The organism is Frateuria sp. (assembly GCF_035943815.1).
Taxonomy (GTDB): domain Bacteria; phylum Pseudomonadota; class Gammaproteobacteria; order Xanthomonadales; family Rhodanobacteraceae; genus Frateuria_A.
Window position 1 is genome coordinate 303,906 of sequence record NZ_DASZBU010000015.1, and the last position, 20,819, is coordinate 324,724.

Annotated in this window: 13 protein-coding genes; 5 read left to right on the forward strand and 8 right to left on the reverse strand. The window is 69.0% G+C overall.

The features are described 5' to 3' along the window. Positions 1-19 precede the first annotated feature (19 nt). Positions 20-2,464 (forward strand): GH92 family glycosyl hydrolase, encoded by a 2,445-nt coding sequence (locus VGU65_RS11985; RefSeq protein WP_327475997.1) that lies wholly within the window; start codon positions 20-22, stop codon positions 2,462-2,464. A 230-nt stretch (positions 2,465-2,694) separates the two neighbouring features. Continuing rightward, a complete protein-coding gene (locus tag VGU65_RS11990) occupies positions 2,695-4,122 on the forward strand; it encodes an alpha-L-fucosidase (RefSeq protein WP_327475999.1) in 1,428 nt (475 codons plus the stop codon). Between the two features lie 129 nt (positions 4,123-4,251). Here VGU65_RS11990 and VGU65_RS11995 read toward each other — a convergent pair whose 3' ends face one another. After that, positions 4,252-5,133 (reverse strand): hypothetical protein, encoded by an 882-nt coding sequence (locus tag VGU65_RS11995; protein WP_327476001.1) that lies wholly within the window; start codon positions 5,131-5,133, stop codon positions 4,252-4,254. 377 nt (positions 5,134-5,510) lie between these two features. Here VGU65_RS11995 and VGU65_RS12000 point away from each other — a divergent pair, with 377 nt between their 5' ends. Beyond that, positions 5,511-6,422: an alpha/beta fold hydrolase gene (locus VGU65_RS12000; protein WP_327476003.1), complete on the forward strand. Its 912-nt coding sequence runs from the start codon at positions 5,511-5,513 to the stop codon at positions 6,420-6,422. Between the two features lie 33 nt (positions 6,423-6,455). Here the strand turns inward: VGU65_RS12000 and VGU65_RS12005 are convergent, their stop codons facing one another. The 5 genes from VGU65_RS12005 to VGU65_RS12025 all read right to left on the reverse strand — a co-directional run bounded on the left by VGU65_RS12005 (position 6,456) and on the right by VGU65_RS12025 (position 15,888). Beyond that, entirely contained in the window at positions 6,456-7,571 is a 1,116-nt protein-coding gene (locus tag VGU65_RS12005; protein WP_327476005.1) for a copper resistance protein B, read from the reverse strand. Beyond that, positions 7,568-9,301, reverse strand: a complete 1,734-nt coding sequence (locus VGU65_RS12010; protein ID WP_327476007.1) for a copper resistance system multicopper oxidase — start codon at positions 9,299-9,301, stop codon at positions 7,568-7,570. The genes VGU65_RS12005 and VGU65_RS12010 overlap by 4 nt, the downstream gene beginning before the upstream one ends. A gap of 97 nt (positions 9,302-9,398) precedes the next feature. Then, a complete protein-coding gene (locus tag VGU65_RS12015; protein WP_327476009.1) occupies positions 9,399-9,800 on the reverse strand; it encodes a hypothetical protein in 402 nt (133 codons plus the stop codon). Positions 9,801-10,543: 743 nt separating this feature from the next. Further along, positions 10,544-12,769: a glycoside hydrolase family 20 protein gene (locus VGU65_RS12020; protein WP_327476011.1), complete on the reverse strand. Its 2,226-nt coding sequence runs from the start codon at positions 12,767-12,769 to the stop codon at positions 10,544-10,546. A gap of 215 nt (positions 12,770-12,984) precedes the next feature. After that, positions 12,985-15,888 carry a TonB-dependent receptor plug domain-containing protein gene (locus tag VGU65_RS12025; RefSeq protein WP_327476013.1) on the reverse strand — a complete coding sequence of 968 codons (2,904 nt, stop codon included), beginning with the start codon at positions 15,886-15,888 and terminating at the stop codon, positions 12,985-12,987. Between the two features lie 518 nt (positions 15,889-16,406). Here VGU65_RS12025 and VGU65_RS12030 point away from each other — a divergent pair. Together VGU65_RS12030 and VGU65_RS12035 are read left to right on the forward strand one after the other, a co-directional pair. Further along, positions 16,407-18,071, forward strand: coding sequence for an APC family permease (locus VGU65_RS12030; protein ID WP_327476015.1), 1,665 nt, complete (start codon positions 16,407-16,409; stop codon positions 18,069-18,071). A gap of 160 nt (positions 18,072-18,231) precedes the next feature. After that, on the forward strand, positions 18,232-18,477 hold the full coding sequence (locus VGU65_RS12035) for a DUF6582 domain-containing protein (protein WP_327476017.1): 246 nt from the start codon (positions 18,232-18,234) through the stop codon (positions 18,475-18,477). A 66-nt stretch (positions 18,478-18,543) separates the two neighbouring features. Here the strand turns inward: VGU65_RS12035 and VGU65_RS12040 are convergent, their stop codons facing one another. Both VGU65_RS12040 and metB read right to left on the reverse strand, forming a co-directional pair. Further along, positions 18,544-19,623 (reverse strand): homoserine dehydrogenase family protein, encoded by a 1,080-nt coding sequence (locus tag VGU65_RS12040; RefSeq protein WP_327476019.1) that lies wholly within the window; start codon positions 19,621-19,623, stop codon positions 18,544-18,546. Next, the gene (gene metB / locus VGU65_RS12045; protein WP_327476020.1) at positions 19,620-20,804 is read right to left on the reverse strand and encodes a cystathionine gamma-synthase; all 1,185 of its coding nucleotides are present in this window, start codon (positions 20,802-20,804) and stop codon (positions 19,620-19,622) included. Before metB ends, VGU65_RS12040 begins: the two co-directional genes overlap by 4 nt. Between the last annotated feature and the right edge of the window lie 15 nt (positions 20,805-20,819).

Consider the following 20,819-nt stretch of genomic DNA (forward strand, 5'->3'; position numbering starts at 1 on the left):
ACCCACAGGAGAACCCACCATGCTGACGCGCAGACGCTTCCTGCAGGGCATTGGCGCCCTCGCCACCCTGGGCACCGCGGCCGACATGCTGCCCGCCTTCGCCATGAGCCGCCCCGGCCGCGACCGATCCGCCGCACTGCCCGGCGATGGGGTGTCGCGCTACGTCGACGTGTTCGTCGGCACCGGCGGCCACGGGCACACCTTCCCTGGCGCCGCCCTGCCCTACGGTATGGTGCAGCTGAGTCCCGACACCAACGACGCCGGCTGGGACGCCTGCTCGGGCTACCACCAGCACGACGGCTCGATCATGGGCTTTTCGCACACGCACCTGTCCGGCACCGGCGCCAGCGACATGCTCGACGTGCTGGTGATGCCGGCGCAGGGCGAGGTACTGCTCGACCCCGGCGCGCGCGGCCTGCCCGACAAGAACTATCAGTCGCACTTCGACGAGGCCTCCTTCGCCAGCACGCGCCTGCCGCCGGACGCGGTGGGCAAGCCCGGCCGGGGATACCGCTCGCGCTACGACGGCGAGCAGGCCCAGCCGGGCTACTACCGCGTGCGCCTGACCGACCACGACATCCTCGCCGAGCTCACCGCCACGCTGCGCGCGGGCCTGCACCGCTATACGTTCAACAAGCATGGCGCAGGCCACCTGCTCGTCGATCTCGCGCACGGCTACCACGACGACGCCAAGGTGCCGGCCAAGGTCAGCGACGCGCAACTGCAACTCATCGGCGACGACCTGCTGGTCGGCAGCCGGCGCGTGCATCAATGGGCCAACGGCCGCTACATCCACTTCGCGATGAAGCTTTCGCGGCCGCTCTCGCGCGCCACCCTGTACTCGGAAGACAAGCCGCTGGCCGACGGCACGCGTTCGGCCGCCGGCGCGCACCTCAAGGCCGCGCTGCACTTCGACGATGCGGCCAGCGCACCGCTGCTGGTGAAAGTCGGCATCTCCGCAGTCGACATCGACGGCGCCCGCCGCAACCTGGACAGCGAATTGTCCGACTGGGACTTCGAGCGCGTGCGCAAGGAAGCGGCCGATGCGTGGGAGCAGGAGCTCGCGCGCATCCGCGTCGGCGCCGCCGACGAAGCCGTCAAGCGCACCTTCTACAGCGCGCTCTACCACACCATGCTCGCGCCCACGCTGTTCAGCGACGTGGACGGCCGCTACCGCGGCATGGACCTGAAGGTGCACACGCTGCCCAAGGGCCGGCACAACTACAGCACCTACTCGCTGTGGGACACCTACCGCGCGCTGCACCCGCTGCTCACGCTGTACCAGAGCGAGCGCGTGCCCGACCTGGTCGACGGCCTGGTGCGGATGGCCGCCGAGAGCCCGGACGGCCCACCGGTATGGCCGCTGCAGGGCGTGGAAACCGGCTGCATGATCGGCTACCACTCCGCGGTGGTGATCGCCGAGGCGCAGGCCAAGGGCTTCACCGGCATCGACTACGCCAAGGCCTGGCCGATCTACCGCAAGCGCGCCATGGACGACGACTACCGTGGCCTGCCGTACTACCGCAAGCTCGGCTACATCCCTGCCGACAAGGACTGGGAGTCGGTCAGCAAGACGCTCGAATACGCCTACGACGACTGGGCGCTGGCCAGTCTGGCCGAGGCGGCCGGCGCGCACGCGGACGCCGAACACCTGCGCCGCCGCTCGCGCAACTACCGCAACGTGTTCGACAAGCAGCTCGCCTTCGTGCGCCCGCGCGGCAGCGACGGCGCCTGGCTGCAACCCTTCGACCCGCGCGCGATGGGCCACTCGGACAAGTGGCGCGACTTCACCGAGTCCAACGCCTGGGAGGCGACCTTCCTCAACCAGCACGACCTCTACGCCTACATGCAGCTGTTCGGCGGCGAGCAGGCCTTCGAGCGCAAGCTGGACGCGCTCTTCAACACCAGCTCGGCGCTGCCGGCCGACGCGCCGCCAGACATCGCCGGCATGGTCGGCCAGTACTCGCAAGGCAACGAGCCGGGCCACCACGTGGCCTATCTCTATGCCTACACCGGCGCGCACCACAAGACGCAGGCGCGCGTACGCATGCTGCTCGAATCCATGTACCGGCCCCAGCCCGATGGCCTGGCCGGCAACGAGGATTGTGGCCAGATGAGCGCGTGGTACGTGCTGGGCGCGCTGGGTCTGTATTCGGTCGACCCGGTGAGCACCAACTACGTGTTCGGCAGCCCGCTGCTGGACCGCGCGCAGGTCGCGCTGGCTGGCGGCAAGACGCTAGAGGTGGTCGCCCACGGCAACGGGCCGGGCAAGCCGTACATCCAGTCGGTGCGCTGGAACGGCCAGCCGTGGACCAAGAGCTGGATCAGCCACGCGGAACTGGCCGCCGGCGGTACGCTGGAATTCGCCATGGGCGCCACGCCGAACGAACGCTTCGGCGCCGCCCTGGCCGACCGGCCGCCCTCGTTCGGCCAGCCGGCTGGCAAGGAGGCGCACGTGGGCTGAGGATGCGCGGTGATGGCCGCCCGACGCCACGACGGCGTGTCGCTGTGGGACACCGTCCCGGGCTCTCGACGTGGCAAGGCACACTCGGGCGCGGCGCAAACTCGTCGCCCGGTTCGTGTCCGCTGAGCAAGGGCAGCCCCAGGGTCGGACGTACTTCCTGCTGATCGACCGGTCCGCGCTGGACCGGCACGGCTTTTCTACGATGAACTCGAAACCACCGAGAAGAACGGATGAAGCCCGCACCCGCCCTGTTGCTGTTCACCCTGCTGCTGCCCATCGCCGCACATGCGGGCGACGGACCCTACGTGCCCGAGACCGACCCGCTGGTGCTGAAGAAGCTCGCCGCATGGCAGGACTGGAAGTTCGGCCTCATGCTGCACTGGGGCCCGTACAGCCAGTGGGGCGTGGTCGAATCCTGGTCGATCTGCTCGGAGGACCTGCCCTGGTGTGCGCGCCCGAGCGGCATCAGCTACGTCGACTACAAGAAGAGGTACGAGCAGCTGCCGACGACCTTCAACCCGACCAGGTTCGACCCCGACACCTGGGCGCGCGCGGCCAGGGACGCCGGCATGCGCTACGTGGTGTTCACCACCAAGCACCACGACGGTTTCTCGATGTTCGACACTAGGCAGACCGACTACCGCATCACCGCGCCCGACGTGCCTTTCCATCGCAACCCGCGCGCCAACATCGCCAGGGAAGTGTTCGGCGCCTTCCGCGCGCAAGGGTTCGGCATCGGCGCCTACTTCTCCAAGGCCGACTGGCACAACACGGACTACTGGGCGCCGGAATGGGCCACGCCCACGCGCAACAACAACTACGACACGCGCAAGTACCCTGAACGCTGGAAGCGCTTCGTCGACTTCACGCACAGGCAGGTCGGCGAACTCACCTCGCAGTACGGCCCGATCGACATCCTTTGGCTCGACGCCGGCTGGGTCAACCCGTACAGCCACCCGCACGCGCTCGCCTACAGCGACGAGGTGCCCTGGCCGCAGGACATCGACATGCCGGGGCTGGCCGCGCTCGCGCGCAGGAACCAGCCCGGCCTGATCGTCGTCGACCGCGACGTGGGCGGAAAGTACGAGGACTACCGCACCCCCGAGCAGCAGGTGCCCGCGCAGCCGCTGCCCTACCCGTGGGAAACCTGCATGACCATGGGCGATTCCTGGTCGTACAAGCCCGACGACCGCTACAAGCCGGCACGCGAGCTGGTGCACATCCTCGTCGACGTGGTCGCCAAGGGCGGCAACTTCCTGCTCAACGTCGGTCCCGACGCAACCGGGCAGCTGCCCGCCCCGGCGCTGGAGCGCATGCGCGACATCGGCGCCTGGATGAAGGTCAACGCCAGCGCCATCTACGCCAGCCACCCGGTCGCCCCCTACGCCGAAGGCAAGCTGCGCTTCACCCAGCTCAAGGACGGCAGCGTCAATGCGATCTACCTGGCCGACGAGGGTGAGACGCTGCCGCCGGCCACCATCACGCTCACCGGCTTGCGGCCGGCCGCCGGCGCTATGGTCCAGTTGCTCGGGACCACCACGCCGTTGACCGCCACGCGCGCCCGCGGGGCCACGACTATCACCCTCCCGGCAGCCGCAAGACGGCAGCTCGCCGGCGCCTACGCATGGACGATCCACCTTTCGGCCATCCAGCACTGAAGGCGGCTTTGCTCCCTCTCACCGCAGGAGAGCTGAGGTGAGGGTCGCCATCACCGGTGAAAGCCACCCGACGCGACCGCTTCACGCGGGCGCGCCGGATGGAGACTGGCAAGGCCGTAGCCGCGACGCTCAGTCCATGTCCCGCATGGGTTCGGACTTGAAGAACAGGAAGAAGTTGGAGGGCACCTCGACCGCATTGCCGCGCCGCTCCGCATCGTGCAGCTTCTTCGTCGACGTGATGCCGAGCGAACCGCCGGCCGAAGGCCAGCAGTTGGGGTCGGTGACCAGTACGGGTATCACCTGCCACCAGATGGCGCGTGTCCTGATCGCATCGCCATTGACCACGTGGCTGTGGTTGGGCGTGGGAAGGAAGACGTTCTTGGTCGACGGCGGCAGCTTGCCCAGAGCCACCAGTACCTTGCCCAGGTCGATGCTCGAGGCGTGCATCGTGCAGGTGCCCGGCGGCGAACCCGGGTCCGGGCACTGGGTGGCGACCAGCGGCTTCTTCTTGTAGGCCTCGGGAATGGCACCGAACAGGCTGACCAGTGTGTTGCCCAGCGCCTGGCCGCACAGCGTGGTCGGCCGCACGCCGGCCGGACACGGTATCGCGTCGTTCGCGTTCTTGTCGTTGTCGAGCGAGAACATCGGAACCAGCACGTACAGCGGTTCGGACTGCTTGATGTTCCTGCCGGTCGGATCGATCGAGGGTTCGGTGGCGGCCTGGCAGACCGGCATCTGGAATTCGCCCGGGTCGGACTGCGCGGGCTTGCCGTCGTAGTCGAGGTCGCTCCGCGGTTCGTGGATGCAATCGTAATTTTGCGTATAGGTGAAGATGAGGCGCTGCCCCGCGCCGAAGCCGCGGGTCTGGTTGGGCTTGAGCGTGCCTCCACTGCTGGCCACGACCGAATCCTGGGCCTGGCTCGAACTGGCCGTCTGTGCCGACACGCCGCCGGTGGCGAAGAGCCCGGCGAGCACCGCTGCGGACAGAAGCGATTGGACTGAGCGTTTCATAATGTCGTCCTGTAGCTGGGTAGACCCCCTGATGGTTTCCCCTGAGGACGTGCCTGCCGGTTCGCAGGCACGCCCCGCATCCGCGCAGGCAACGAGAGCCTCGAGCGCAGGACGCCACTGAGGGGTACGCAACGAGCGGGCATCTGGATGCGTTTTGTGTGCGCGTTTCGCTGGTTCGCGAGGCAGCGCCCGCTTTCCCCGCCGCGTTCGGTTATCAACGGTGGATCGCAAGCAAACGCTCCCCCGCATTGATTGGGTTCGTGATCCGGTCGCGCCCGGAGACGAACGATCGCGCACGCCTGTAGTCTTCGTCCGAACCGGTGGCCTTCCCGGCTTCCGGCGTTCGTTCCGACAGCTCACCCATCCTGGGAGAACGCATGAACAAGCACGCGCTACGCGCCAGTCTGGCCGCCGGTTTGCTCGCCAGCCTGACCTGCCTGGCCGGCCAGCAGGCCAAGCCCGCACCTGCCGCGACCACGGCGACGCCCGCGATCGACAACCGTGCATCGATGGAGGTGATGCAGATCCCCAGCCACGGTGCTCCGATGAATGCGCTGGTCTATGTGGCCGCCGGCGCCGGCCCGCACCCCGCGGTGATCCTGCTGCACGGCTTCCCAGGCAACGAGCGCAACCTGGACCTGGCGCAGGACATGCGCCGCGCAGGCTGGGACGTCCTGTACTTCAACTATCGCGGCTCGTGGGGCACGCCGGGCAACTTCTCCTTCGTCCACGGCATCGAGGACACCGCTGCCGCACTCGCTTATCTGCGGCAGGGCGCGGTGGCGAAGAGACTGCGGCTGGACCCTGCGCACATCGTGCTGATCGGCCACTCCATGGGCGGTTTCATGGCCATCCAGGCGGCCGCGGCCGACCCGGCGGTCGAGGCGGTCGGCGACATCTCCGGCGGAGACCTGGGCGCGGGCTACCTGGGGCTGCAACGGGAAAACCCCGCAGCCGAAGCCCTGCGCAAGCTGTCCGCCGCCCTGGCCGGCGAAGGCATGGCGCCGCTCAGCGGCTGCACGCCCGACGGCCTCGCCCGTGAGGTGGCCGCGCACGCCGCGCACTGGGCCTTCCCCGCGCAGGCGCCGACGCTGAAGGACCGCCCCGTCCTCGTGGTCACCTCCGACGACGGCCTGGCCGGCATGAACGACGCCTTCGCCGCTGCCCTGCGCAAGGCCGGCGACAGCCACGTGACGACCCAGCATTTCTCCACCGACCACGCCTATTCGGACAAGCGGATCGAACTGTCGCAGGCGGTGCTGGGGTGGCTGGCGACGCTGCCGAAGTAGTCCTCCGGCCGGCGCTTCCTGCCTGCTCTGCCATCAGAACCAGAAGCGCAGGCCCGCCACCCATTGCCGGTCGAACGGGCCCTGTCCGTCCTCGCGGGCGAAGCTGGCCGTGCCGCCAAAGCGGCGCGTCCAGACCACGCCGACATAGGGCGCGAACTCGCGGCGGAACTCGTAGCGCAGGCGTAGCGCGAGGGACGCATCGGATACGCCACTGCCCAGGCGCCGTTCCGGGTCGGCCCTGCCGTATGCGTCGGCCTCGAGCGCCGGCTGCAGGATCAGGCGCTGGGTGAGGAGCAGTTCGTACTCGACGCGGACGCGGGCGGCGGTGCGGCCGGCGGCACCGACGTAGCCGGTGGCTTCCAGCTCGAACCAGTAGGGGACCAGGCCCTGCACGCCGAAAGCGGCCCACCGTCGATGCGGGCCGTCACCGGTATCGGCGCGGATGCCCGCCTGGATGCCCCAGAAGGGAGCGGCCGCGTGGTTCCAGAACACCTCGACGCTGGCGTCCGTGAGCCGCCCGTCGCTGCGCTCGCCTTCGGTGCGCAGCCACAGCTTGTCGTAGTCGTTGCCGTAGTGGCCTTCGAGGTCCCAGTGCTGGCCGTTGCCGTGCTTGCCATGAAAGGCCTCCAGCTGGTCGGCCAGCAGCATGCCGAAGCGAGCGTTGTCGTCCATCTCCATGTGGATGCCGTGCATGGGGGCATAGCCGACGCCGGCGGAGTAGTCGGGGTCGCGGGCGGCGCCTGGCGTCCCGCTGTCCCGGATCGGTTGCCGTGCGATCCCAGGGGCGGCGTCGTGTGGCATGCCGTTCATGGTCGCGTGATCCACGTGCTTGGTGGCGTGCGGATCCATGGGATGCGCCGGCTGGGGTTCCGTGTCGTGCATCGCTTGCTGCCCCGCGCCGTGCATCGACGCGTGGTCAGTCGACGGTGTCGCTGCGGAAGCGTCGGCGTGTGCGTGCGAGGCCGTCTGCGGATGTGTCTCGCTCGCCGGCGCAGGCATGGCCATGCCGGACATCGATCCGCCGGCCATGGTCGCGCCGCCGCCCAACGCGGGCGCTTTTTGTGCGTGCGCGGCCGATGCCGACCAGGCCAGGACCGCGAGCAGCAACCGAACCCACGGGCGATTGCGGATGTCGTGGCGCGGGCTCATGACACCACCACCTCGCGGAACATGCCCGCCTCCATGTGGTAGAGCAGGTGGCAGTGGTAGGCCCAGCGGCCGGGGTTGTCGGCGCTCACCCGATAGCTGATGCGCTGTGCCGGCTGCACGTTGATGGTGTGCTTGCGCGCGAGGAAGCGGCCCTCGGAATCCTCCAGCTCGCTGAACATGCCGTGCAGGTGGATCGGGTGGTTCATCATCGTGTCGTTGACCAGCACGATGCGCAGGCGCTCGCCATAGTTGAAGTGCACCGGCTTGGCCTCGGAGAACTTCTGCCCATCGAAGGACCACATGAAGCGCTCCATGTTGCCGGTCAGGTGCAGCTCGATCTCGCGTTCGGGCTCGCGCGGATCGATCGGGCCGTCGAGCGAATGCAGGTCGGCATAGGTGAGCACGCGGCGGCCGTTGCCGCGCAGGCCGAGGCCGGGGTCGTCGAGATTGGTGCGTGGCGTATCGATGCGCATGTCGACGCCGGGGCCGTACTCGCTGCGCGCGTGGCGCACCGCGTGCGCGCCCTCCATCGGCATGCCCTGCGTGCCGCCCGCTTCAGGGCCGCCGCCATGGTGCATGCCATCCATCGGCATGGCGCCCATCATGTCCTGCATGCCAAGCCACACGCGGGGGTCCATCGCCGGCACCTGTGCCTGCATGCCCTCGTGCGGGGCCAGCGTGCCGCGGGCATAGCCGGTGCGGTCTATGGACTGCGCGAACACGGTGTAGGCGCGCTCATGCTCCGGCTGCACGATGACGTCGTAGGTCTCGGCCACCGAGATGCGGAATTCGTCCACCGGCACCGGTGCGACGTCCTGGCCGTCGGCCGAGACCACGGTCATCTTCAGGCCCGGGATGCGTACGTCGAAGATCGTGGATGCCGAGCCATTGATGAACCGCAGGCGGATCCTCTCGCCCGGCCGGAACAGGCCGGTCCAGTTGCCGGCCGGCGCGGCGCCGTTCATCAGGTAGGTGTAGGCGGCGCCGCCGACGTCGGAGAGGTCGGTGGGGTTCATGCGCATGCGGCTGTCCATGCGGCGCCCGGCCAGCGCCCGGCGCAGGCCCTCCCCGCGCACGTCGCGCAGGAAGTCCGCCGCGGTGGGCTGGTGGAAATTGTAGTAGTCGCTGCGCTGCTTGAGCTTCGTGTAGATGTGCTCGGGGTCTTCGTCGGTCCAGTCGTTGAGCATGACCACGTAGTCGCGGTCGGCCGGGTAGCGCACGGGGCCGGCCGGCTCGATCACCAGCGCGCCGAACAGGCCGGTCTGCTCCTGGAATCGCGAGTGCGCGTGGTACCAGTAGGTGCCCGACTGGCGGACGGGGAAGCGGTAGACGAAGGTCTCGCCGGGCGCGATGCCGTCGAAGGCGATGCCGGGCACGCCATCCATGCGAAAGGGCAACACGATGCCGTGCCAGTGGATCGACGTGGTAACGCGCAGCCGGTTGGTTACGCGCAGGGAGACGGTGGTGCCCTCCTTCCAGCGCAGGATCGGTCCCGGCAGGCTGCCGTTGACCGTGGTGGCGGTGCGCGTGGCGCCGGTGTAGTTGACCCGGGTCTCGCCCACCTCGAGCGCGAATTCGGTGCCGGGCTCGCAATGGCCTGGGCTGGCCAGCGCCCAGGCGCGATCCGGCCGCAGCAGGCCCAGCCCTGCGGCGGCCCCGCCCAGGGCGACACCCTGCACGAAGCGGCGGCGCGACAGGTCTGCCGATGCCGGCAACAACAGACGTTTCATGGAATCTCTCCGATGGGCGCCACCCGGGCGCCTCCGATCCGACGATGCCGTCGGCCGCGGGCCGGGCGCAGGCATCGATGCAAATGGCCGCAGGAGATCAGGCCATCGGAGGTCGCAACGGCGGAACCGTGCCCGGCGTCGGAGCCCGCACCCGGCCGGTACGCGCCTGGAGCACGGCGACCAGCACCGGTGCGACCAGGCAAGCCGATGGCAAGGCCAGCGCGGTCGCGCATGAGCCCTGGCAACGGCAGCCATGGCTAGCTCCCGCATCGTGGCCATGGCTATCGGGAACACAGCAGGCGTGGGCAGCGCCGCCGGCGGCTGGGGATCTGCCGGCATGGGCAGCGTGCTCGCCGAACGTGACCATCGTGGCGTGCGCGGCGGCATCGTGCAGCAGGCCGTCGACCGAAGCCGGATGGGCCAGTCCGCCGATCGCCAGCATCAGCCACGCCAGTACGCCCAAGGCGCGAAGGCCGCGGGAGCGAACCAGGCGGTGCATGGATGCAGGCATTGGCGGAAGCGTAACCACCCGATCTGCGCCCCTCAACCCTGGAGATGGGTTCAAGCCCTCTCAGAACGCATCCGGCGCACCGCCCTGCAGTTTCGGGCAGCCACTGCCGGGCAACTCACGCCTGAGCCTGCCCGAGGCGATCCACAGGATCACCGCGCTGCCCCGGCGGCGCACGCGTCTGGACCAGGGCGATGCTGTTCACCGGCGTGCCGGTGGTCGCGCAAGGCAGGATGACGCCGGCCTTGCCCGGAAAGGGCTGCGTGGACCCGGCCCAAGGAGCGGACCGATAAGCCGCACGCTGTCGATACGTGAAGTGCGGGCAGGCCCCACGCCGCGCCGGTGCGGCCGATCCTGCGCGCTGCATGCCGCCTGCCCCTGCGCGTACGCGATCACCTGACGGTTGCAGCCGCGGTGCGCAGGCGTTGTCGCGGTTCAGGCAGGTGCCGCCAGAGATGGAGCGACTGTGGGATGCGTGCCCGTGGCCATCGGCTGCGCAGCGCCTGCAGGGCGGTGTCCGCCGATTCGTGCCGTCCGACCTCCTGCTCATTCACCAGCGACCGCCAGCGATGGCCGTGCTTGACGATGCGGACGAGGCCGGGCTTGCAGGGGTGCACGTACTGGGTCACGGCGGCGCGATGTTCGGATCTCGGGGACGCGCAGTCTGCGCGTCCCGCATGACAAGCTTCTTGTCCACGCAAGACCGTCCCGTGACGGCGGCGGCCCAGCGTGTTTCAGCGCACCAGGATCTCGTCGGCGAACACATAGGCCGGCTGCGTCGCGCCGCCATGGCCAGGCGGCAGCGTGCCGTAGTTCTGAGCGCTGACGCGCACATAGCGCGCGGTAACCGGCGCTGCGACGTCCAGGCGCACGGTGTACACGGTCGGACGCAGGTTCCGCGGGTCGACGTCGATCGTCGTGGACCTGAGCGCGCGCCAGGCCTTGCCGTCGTTGGACACCGCAAGACCCACTTGCCGCGGCAGCAGGATCCAGGAGCCGCTCTGCTGCAGGAAGCGCACCTGGATCGAGTGCATGGGCGTGGCCTGCTGCAGGTCGACCGTGGCGTCCATGTCAGCGCCCTTCCAGCCGACCCATCGACCGTCGTGGAAATCGCTGCCGCCGAGAATGCCGTCCACCAGTTGGCCTGGCGTGCCGGTGTAGCGCGGATCGGGCACGGCGCGGTAAGCCACCGGCTTGCCCAGCGCCAGGTTGTCGACGATCTCGAAGGCCTCGCTGGCCTGGTAGGGCACGCCCTGGCGGAAGGGCGCGACCCGGATGGTCCCGGGCGCGTAGCGGTCCAGCACGTCGCCGAAAGCGGGCGACCGGGCGGTGGGTTCGCTGCCGTCCAGCGTGTAATGCAGCTCGATGTCGTCGAAGCCGCGTGCGGCGCGCAGGCGCCAGCGGCGGTGCGGCGGGTTGAAGCTCAACTGGTAATCGACCAGGTCGCGGTCTTCGGGACCGTAGGCCACGTGCTGCGCTTCCAGCCACGGGTACTGCGCGTGCAGGCGCCGCTGGAAATCGGCGTAGTCGCGCGCCTGCGGATTCCACAATCGCTCGGCGAAGGCGAGCACGCGCGGGTAGAGCATCGCCTCGGCGTTGCGCGTGGTCACCCGCTCGCTCCATAGCGGCGCCTCGGCGCCCAACATCTGCTGCGGGCGCGCGGCGAAGGCCGGATCGGCAAAGGCGTCGGTGCGGTAGAGATCCTGCAGGGTGAGCCGGTCGATCGGCGTATCCAGGTAGAACGGACCGGCGACGATCAGCCGGTTGCCGTTGGCCAGCGCCTTGCGCGCCTGCTCGGGGCCGCGCCACATTTCCACGATGGCCTGCCGGTCGACGCCGCCTTCAAGTATCTCGTCCCAGCCGACCAGGGTCTTGCCGCGCGCCGCCATGTCGCGCTGGATGCGGCCGATGAACCAGCCCTGCAATGCCTCGCCGTCAGCCAGGTGCCGCTCGTGCATGAGCCGTCGCGTGGCCTCGCTGTCGAGCCATTGCCGCTTGGGCACCTCGTCGCCGCCGATGTGGATGTAGGGCGCGGGAAACAGCGCAGCCACCTCGTCGAGCACGTCGTGCAGGAAGGCGAAGGCGCGCTCGTCGCCGGCGCAGAAGACGTCATCGAACACCCCCCAGCCGGAGGGCACCACGACCGGCCGCTGCGGGCACGAAAGCCACGGATACGCCGCGACCGCGGCCGAGGCGTGGCCCGGCATCTCGATTTCCGGGACCACCATGACATTGCGGCGGCGCGCGTACTCGACCACCTCGCGGATCTGCTGCTGGGTATAGAAGCCGCCCGTGCGCTCGCCGTCGGTCTCGGTGCGCCAGGCGCCGACCTCCGTGAGTTTCGGGTACTTGCGGATCTGGATGCGCCAGCCCTGGTCGTCGGTGAGGTGCCAGTGCAGCACGTTGAGCTTGTAGCGCGACATGAGGTCGATCTGCCGCTCGACGAAGGCGACCGGCTGATAGTGGCGCGCCACGTCGAGCATGACGCCGCGCCAGGGATAGGCTGGGGCGTCCTCGGTGCGCACCGCGCCAATGCTCTCGCTCGTTCCATTCCGTGCCGGAACCAGTTGGATGAACGTCTGCACGCCCCAGAACAGGCCGCGGTCGTCGGCCGCCGCGATGGTGGCGCGCCCTGGCGCGACGGTCAGCCGGTAGGCCTCTTCGCCACGCACCGACGGATCCATGCGCAGCTCGATGGCGGGCGCTTTCGCACCCGTGCGGACGACGCGCAACGCAAGGCCGGTCTGCGCCTGCAGCGCGTCGCGCAGGAAGCCCGCAATCTCCCGCGCGCGCCGGTCGGCGGGCGCCACGATGCGCGTGCGCTGGTCGAGCACGAAGCTGCCCTCGCCCGGACGGACCGCCTGCGGTTGAGGAACGAGCCCAGCCGATGGCGCGCCCGCGCAGGGGGCTCCGATCGACACCAATGCGCCGAACATCAGCGCCAGGATGCGCTTGGGCATGGTCGTCCTCCTGTTGCTGCCAGTTCCCGGGAGGCGGGAGACAGGCCGGCCCGCGGCCAAAAAAAGAAGCCCCAGCGGGAAGCCGGGGCGCGCGAATTCGCGCCGGGGATGATCGGTCGGCCGACCGCGCCGTCACCGACGCGATCGACCGCTCCAGTCGGACCCGGCTTCGATCGAACCGTGCTTCATCGAAGCAGATCCGATCGAGCTGTGGGTCAATCGAGCTTGTAGTTGATCGTCGCCAACACCTCGCGGCCGTTGTAGTTGGCGCCCTGCAGCGTCGGGACGAATTCGAAGCCGCCCGCGTAGTAGGGAATCTCGCCCACGTTGTCGAAGATATTGGTCACGCCCAGGCGCAGCTTCACCTTGTCGTTGAACTGGTAGCCGACGCTGGTGCTCCAGACGATCCACGGCTTGGTCCTGCCGTTGTAGACCACGCAATCGGGGTCGCCCGCCTGCGGCTGGATGCCGTTGGCGAGGATCTCGCAGCCGCCGTAGTTGTTGGCGCGGATGCTGCCGGCGCGGTCGCCGTAGAGCGTCGCGTCCCACTTGCCCTCGTGCCAGGCCAGCACGCCGCGCACCTTGCTGGCCACACGGTCGTAGCGGGTGTTGACCAGCGGATCGGAGGCGTTGGTGCGCTCCTTATAGGAGAGATTGTCGGTGTACTGCAGCTCCAGGTTGAAGGCGCCCCAGTTCTCGGTCCGCAGCGCGTAGGTGAGCTTGGCGTCGATGCCGCTGACGTAGAGCTGGGTCTTGTTGATCGGGCCGACGTAGATCGCGGTGATGTTGCCGGCGGCGTCGCGCTTGACGTCGGCGATCACCTGCTGGCAATAGGCCGAGCCCGGCGAATTGGTCAGGTAGGGGCCGCCGCCCACGACCTTGCCGGTGCGGCAGCCGGCCTCGTCGGTCAGCAGCGTGCCCATGTCGACATAGTCGATCGCGTTGTCGATGCCGGTGTGCCAGTAGTCGGCCTGCACCGCCAGACCATCGACCCAGGGCAGATCCCAAACGAAGCCGTAGGTCCAGCCGTGGCCGGATTCAGGCAACAGATTGGGGCCGCCGCCGGAGTGCTGGGCGAAGTAGGTCGAGTGCTGCACCGCGGTGCACGCCGCCTGGTTGTTGATGATGCACTGGTAGGGATCGGAGTAGATGCCGACCGTGGAGACCGAGTCCGCCTTGTAGACGTAGTTCATGTCCGGCGCGCGGAAATTGGTGCCGTAGTTGGCGCGCAACAGCAGGCTGTCGAACGGGCGGAACTCCAGCGAGGCGCCCCAGGTGCGCGCGATGTCGGTGGCGCTGGCGTCGCGGTACTTGTCGAGACGACCGGACAACGTGCCGGTGAGCATCGAGGCCAGCGGGATGCGGAACTCGGTGCCGGCCGAAATGCGGTTACGCGTGCCGCCGCCGGTGTTGTAGTCCTGGAACGGGTCGCCGAAATGGGTGTCGTTGCCGCGCGGGTCGGGCGAAAGGCGGTAGTTCTGGTGCGCCGCCTCCAACACGCCGGCGAAACCGATCGGCTGGCCGGTCCAGGTGTTGAACAGGTCGCCGCTGACGTTGAGGCTGGCCTGGTCAAGGCGGCTGGAGGCGGTGTTCTCGCCGCTGACGCCGAAGCTCTGGTACTCCTGCGGCGTGATCGGGTTCCAGAAGCGCTGGCTGTTGAGCGCGTACACCGGCAGCGCGTTGCCGTTGACGGTGGTGGTGCCCAGCTGCGGCCCGAAGAAGAAGTCGAACATGCCCTGTTCGTTCAGGCCGGTGTAGTACTCGTGCACGATGTAGCGCGCGGTGCCGAGGTTGAAGTCCCAGCTGAAGCGGTCATCGAAGAGCGTGCCGCGCAGGCCGGCGTGGATGTCCCAGTTCTGCTCGCGGTCGTGGGTGTTGCCGTAGCCGCCCAGCTCCTGTGGGGTGAGCTGGCGGAAGTAATTGCTGATCACCTGGCCGCTGGTCTGGTCGTAGAAGCCGTTGGGGAGACCGCCCATCGGATACAGGAACGGCAGCTCGGTGTTGGAGGTGCCCGTCGTTTTCCACAGGCCGGCCGAACCGTAGAGCTGCAGGCCGCCGCCGAAGTCGTAGTCGCCGGCGACGTAGGCGTCCTGGTTGTCGCTGCCCGGGGTCAGCACCCAGTTGGAGAACAGCGCCGGCTGCGTGCAGTAGTAGCCGTGGTCGGTGACGTCGGCGGTGTTGACCGTGTGGCCGGTGGTCGACACCGTCTGCGAATGGCGCAGCGCGAAGTTGTTGCCGAACTGGCCGCAGGCACCCGGCGGCGGGGCGATGTAGTTGCCGTCGGCGTTGTTCAACGCCAGGCCGGGGTAGGTGTTCCAGCCGAACAGGCGCGCGTTGTAGTCCCATGCGCCGTAGCCGGCGTCGGCCTCCGAATCGGTATAGGGGCGGTCGCGACCCCACAGCGCGTTGCGGTGCGAGCGCTCCAGGTTGTAGACCACGTGCCAGTGGTCGCCCGCGCGGCCGCCAAGGAAGTTCAGATCGCCGTACTCGCGTCCGCCATGGGTGGCGCCGCCCAGGCTGAACTGCACGTCGTCGCCCTGGTATTCCTTCTTGAGGATGATGTTGACCACGCCGGCGATGGCGTCGGAGCCGTAGATCGAGGAGGCGCCCGCACCGACGATCTCGATGCGCTCGATCATCCCGGCCGGGATGTTGTTGTAGTTCTGGAAGTTCTGCTTGCCGCCCGCGGCCATCGGGTAGTCCGCCACGCGGTGGCCGTCGACCAGCAACAGGCTGCGGCCGGGACCCAGGTTGCGCAGGTTGAGCTGGCGCGCGTTGACCGAGGTGCTGCCCCAGCTCGGCGGCGTTTCCGGGCGGCCCACCTGGGTGAGCGAATCCATCACTTCGTAGACGGTGGTAAAGCCCTGAGCCTTGATCTGGTCGCCAGAAATCACGGTGACCGGCGTGGGCCCCTCGATCTGCGCGCGCGGGATGCGCGAACCGGTGACGACGACCTTCTCCAGGGTCACCGGCTTCTTGCTGGCGGCCTTGCCGGCGTTGTCCGCCTGCGCCTGCCCGGACGAGCCGGCCGTCTGCGCAATGGCGCCCAGCGGCAACAGCATGGCGACGGCAAGCGCGCCGGCAAGCGCGTTGCGACGAAACACGGTCACATGATGCATGAGATGCCCTCCCCGGGCGGTAACGAATGTTGTGGGTCCAGTCGTGCGCCTGCGATGCGGCGGTCCACCCGGAACAGCGGGCGGAAAGCACTTTCCTTTCGCAGGCCACGCCTAGGACGATTTTTATTTTTTTGAATCGATCTAAATAGATCGATTCATAAGGTAATAACAAGCCGTCGCGGGCGCATCTTGCAGAGCAGCACGCTTGCGCCCGCTCGGCAGCCGCCACGGCCTCGTCGGGCCTTTGGGCGGGATGCCTGGGTGGGCCTTTCGCACGGTCTCCCCACGCGTCCTTCGGGCACCTCTCCGTAAACGGGTGAAGGGTTGCCTCAGCGCCGCACACCAACCTTCCCCGACTCCGGCCGGAGCGCGGCGATGGTTCACCAACGCTTCCCACCAGGCATACGAAGCGGCGCCCGGCCTGCCACAGGCTGACAGCCACGTGAACGGTCTGTCATCATCGGGCCTTGTGCTGTCCGCGACGGCGCTGTTCGTCCCCCACCGATCCGGGAGCTTGCATGTCTTCACCCAGTTCCATCCGCCGCGACGTCGGTCCCTTCGCCCTCATGCTCACCGGCCTGGGCTCGATCATCGGGTCGGGCTGGCTGTTCGGCGCCTGGCGCGCCGCCGGCCTGGCCGGTCCGGGCGCCGTATGGGCGTGGGTGCTGGGCGCGGCGATCATCATGACGATCGCGCTGACCTATGCCGAGCTGGGCGCAATGTTCCCCGAGTCCGGCGGCATGGTGCGCTACAGCCATTACTCGCACGGCTCGCTGGTGGGCTTCATCGGCGCGTGGGCGAACTGGATCGCGATCGCCTCGGTGATCCCGGTGGAGGCCGAAGCCTCGGTGCAGTACATGGCCTCGTGGCCGTGGCAATGGGCGCAGGACCTGTACATGCACCTGCCCGGCGGCGCGGGCGAACTGGCGCCGGCCGGCCTGGCGATCGCCGCGGTGCTGGTGATCATCTATTTTCTGGTGAACTTCTGGAGCGTGAAGCTGTTCGCGCACTCCAACACGGCCATCACCGTGTTCAAGCTGGTGGTGCCGGCGGCGACCGGCCTTGCGCTGATCGCCAGCGGCTTCCACCGCGGGAACTTCTCGGTCGGCGTGCACGGCGGCGACCATGCGATCGACTTTGCGGCGGTGCTCACCGCGGTGGCGACCGCCGGCATCGTGTTCAGCTTCAACGGTTTCCAGAGCCCGGTGAACCTCGCCGGCGAGGCGCGCAACCCCGGCAAGAGCATCCCGTTCGCGGTGCTCGGCTCGATCGTGCTGGCGACCATCGTCTACGTGATCCTGCAGGTGGCCTACATCGGCGCGGTGCCGACGGACATGCTCGCCAAGGCCGGCTGGCATGGCATCGACTTCCGCTCGCCGTTCGCGGAGCTGGCGATCATCGTCAACCTGCACTGGCTGGCGATGCTGCTGTACGTCGACGCCTTCATCAGCCCCAGCGGCACCGGCATGACCTACACCGCGACCACGGCGCGCATGCTCTACGGCATGGAGCGCAATGGCACGCTGCCGGCGGTGCTGGGCCGCGTGCACCCGAAGTGGGGCGTGCCGCGCCCGGCGATGTGGGTGAACCTGGCGGTGGCGTTCGTGTTCCTGTTCTTTTTCCGCGGCTGGGGCACGCTGGCGGCAGTGATCTCGGTGGCCACGATCATTTCCTACCTGACCGGCCCGGTCAGCGCGATGACCCTGCGCCGTACCGCGCCCAACCTGCACCGCCCGTTGCGCCTGGCCGGCCTGCCGCTGCTCGCCGGCGTGGCCTTCATCATGGCGACCGAACTGCTGTACTGGGCGCGCTGGCCGCTGACCGGCGAGATCATCCTGCTGATGGTCGTGGCGTTGCCGATCTACCTCTACTACCAGGCCAAGAGCGGCTGGCACGACTTCGGCCGCCAGATGAAGGGTGCCTGGTGGCTGGTCTGCTACCTGCCGGCGATCGCCGCGCTGTCCTGGGGCGGCAGCACCACCTTCGGCGGCAAGGGCTACCTGCCCTACGGCTGGGACCTGGCCGCGGTGGCCGTGGTCGGCCTGGTGTTCTACGGCTGGGGCGTGAAGTCCGGCTGGCGCACGCCGTCGGTTGAGGCGGCCGAGCTGGAGGCGAAGGCCGATCCGAATGCGCCGCTGGTGCCGCCGGACGAGGAAACGGCCGAGCGCATCACCGGGCTCTGAGCCTATCCGGGCAAGCGAACGCGCGGTGACGAGCCGCGCGTTTTTTTGTGCCCGGCGCCGGGGCCTACTCACGCGATCGATACGCTCGGGTTACGGCACACGCCACAGGATCGCTCTGCGCATGAGCGGCGACGCCCGCTCATCCCCAAGGAGAGCATCCATGAGCGACCTCAAGAGCGAACAGCGTGGCGACCTGCCCAAGGGCGAATTCGCCTTTCCCAAACAGCGCAAGGAGCCGCTGGAAGACGCCAGTCACGTACGCAACGCCATCGCGCGCTTCGACCAGGTCGAGGGCGTCAGTGACGACGAGCGCGACGAGGCATGGAAACGCATCAAAGCCGCAGCGAAGAAGTTCGACGTGGACGTCAGTGAGAAAAGCTGGCGGGAGCTTGGGAAAAAGTCCTGAGCGCGACGGGCAACGCGGCCGATCCGCCATTGCCGGCTGTCGGATGTCCCCCGGTTTGGGCCCGCCCTAGCCTTTCGGCGCCAGCGCGAGCACGTCGCCCAGCAACGCCTGAGCCGTCACCTCCGGCCCCGCGCCCGGCCCCTGGATCACCAGCGGCTGGGTGTTGTAGCGGGTGGTAGTGAGGGCAAACTGGTTGTCGGTGCCGTAGAGGCGCGCGGCCGGATGGGTCGGCGGCACTTCGACCAGGCCCACGCGGGCGCGGCCGCGCTGGTTGAGCCGGGCCAGGAAGCGCAGCACGTTGCCGCGCGCACGCGCCTGCGCGTGGCGCTCGGCCAGCGGCGAGTCCAGTTCGGCCAGCCGGCCGAGGAAGCCGGCGGTATCCAGCTCGCGCAACGCGGGCGGCACCAGGCTTTCGACCTCCACTTCGTCGCTGCCCAGCGCGAAGCCGGCGTGGCGGGCAAGAATCAGCAGCTTGCGCGCCACGTCCTCGCCGGAAAGGTCCGAACGCGGGTCCGGTTCGGTGTAGCCAAGCTCGCGCGCCTGGGCGAGCAGCGCCGAGAACGGCCGGCTGCCGTCGTACTGGTTGAACAGGTAGGAGAGCGAACCGGAGAACACGCCCTCCAGCGTGAGCAGGCTGTCGCCGCATCGGCGCAGGCGGCGCAGCGTGGATAGCACCGGCAGGCCGGCGCCGACGGTGGCCGCGTCGCCGTAGCGCGCGCTGCCTCCCAGCGCCGCCTGCAGGGCACGCCAGCCTTCGAGCTCGCCGCCGGCCAGCGCCTTGTTCGCGGTGACCACGTGACAGCCCCGCGCCAGCCATTCGGGATGGCGTCGCGCGAGCGACGCGGAGGCGGTCGCGTCGACGATCGCCTTGACCGACGCACCGCTGGCCTCGAGCGCGGCGAACAACGTGCCATCGTCGCGCGCGTCGCCTTCGCCGCGAAGTTGCTCGCGCAGGTTGCGCTGGGCCAGGCGCCGCGGATCGGTCTGCTGGCGGCGCGAATTGGCCGCGCCGACCAGCCCCACCGACGCCGCGGCCGGCGTATCGAACAGCCTGAGCAGCGCACCGCCGACCACGCCCGTGCCGAGCAGCACCACGGCAATCGGCAAAGCTGCCCGCGGTGGACGAGCGGCGAGCACCGCGCTCATGCGCCCACCCGGCGTTTGGACGGCTGGACGGCGGCGCGGTCGAGTGCCCGCGCCAGGTCCAGCAGCAGGTCGTCGCCATGCTCGATGCCGACCGAGACGCGCAACAGGGTATCGGCGATGCCGGCGTTGCGGCGCGCCTCCGGCGCCATCGCGGCATGCGTCATCGAGGCTGGATGGGCCACCAGGCTTTCCACGCCGCCCAGCGACTCGGCCAGCGAGAAGAACTCCAGCCCGTCGACGAAGGCGGCCACGTTGGCCTGGTCGCCTTCCAGCTCGAAGCTCAACATCGCGCCGAAGCCCTGTTGCTGGCGCGCCGCAAGCGCATGGCCCGGGTGGCCGGGCAGGCCCGGGTAGTGGACCGCGCGGACGGACGGATGCAGCGCCAGGAACTCGGCGACGCGCAGCGCGTTCTCCTGGTGCTGGCGCAGCCGCACGGCCAGCGTGCGCAAACCGCGCAGGGTCAGGAAACTGTCGAACGGGGCGCCGGTCAACCCCAGGCAGTTGCCCCACCATTTCAGCTGCTCGGCCACGGCCGCATCGCGCGCGATCACCGCGCCGCCCACCACGTCGCTGTGGCCGTTGATGTACTTGGTCGTCGAGTGCACCACCACGTCCGCCCCCAGCGCCAGCGGCTGCTGCAGTGCGGGCGAGAGGAAAGTGTTGTCCACGACCAGCAACGCGCCCACCGCGTGCGCGGCTTGCGCGGCATGGCGGATGTCGGTGATGCGCAGCAGCGGATTGGACGGCGTCTCCACCCACACCAGCGCCGGCTTGCGGGCGAGGCCGGCGGTCAGCGCGGCGCCGTCGGTGAGGTCGGCGAAGGCAAGCTCGAAGCGGCCCTTCCGCGCCCAGGCATCGAGCAGTCGCCAGGTGCCGCCGTAGCAATCGTGGGCGGCAAGCACCAGGCCGCCGGGCGGCACCAGCTCGAGCGCCAGCGCCACGGCCGCCATGCCGCTGGCGGTCACCACCGCACCGGCGCCCAGCTCCAGTTCGGCCAGCGCCTGCCCGAGCAGGTCGCGCGTCGGGTTGCCGCTGCGCGAGTAGTCGTAGGGCCGCTTGCCGCCGAGCCCGTCGAAGCTGTAGTTGGTGGACAGGTGCAGCGGCGGGACGATCGCGCCGTGCTGGGTGTCCGATTCGATGCCGGCGCGCACGGCGCGGGTACAGGGTGCCGATTCGCTCATGGTCTTGTGCTCCGT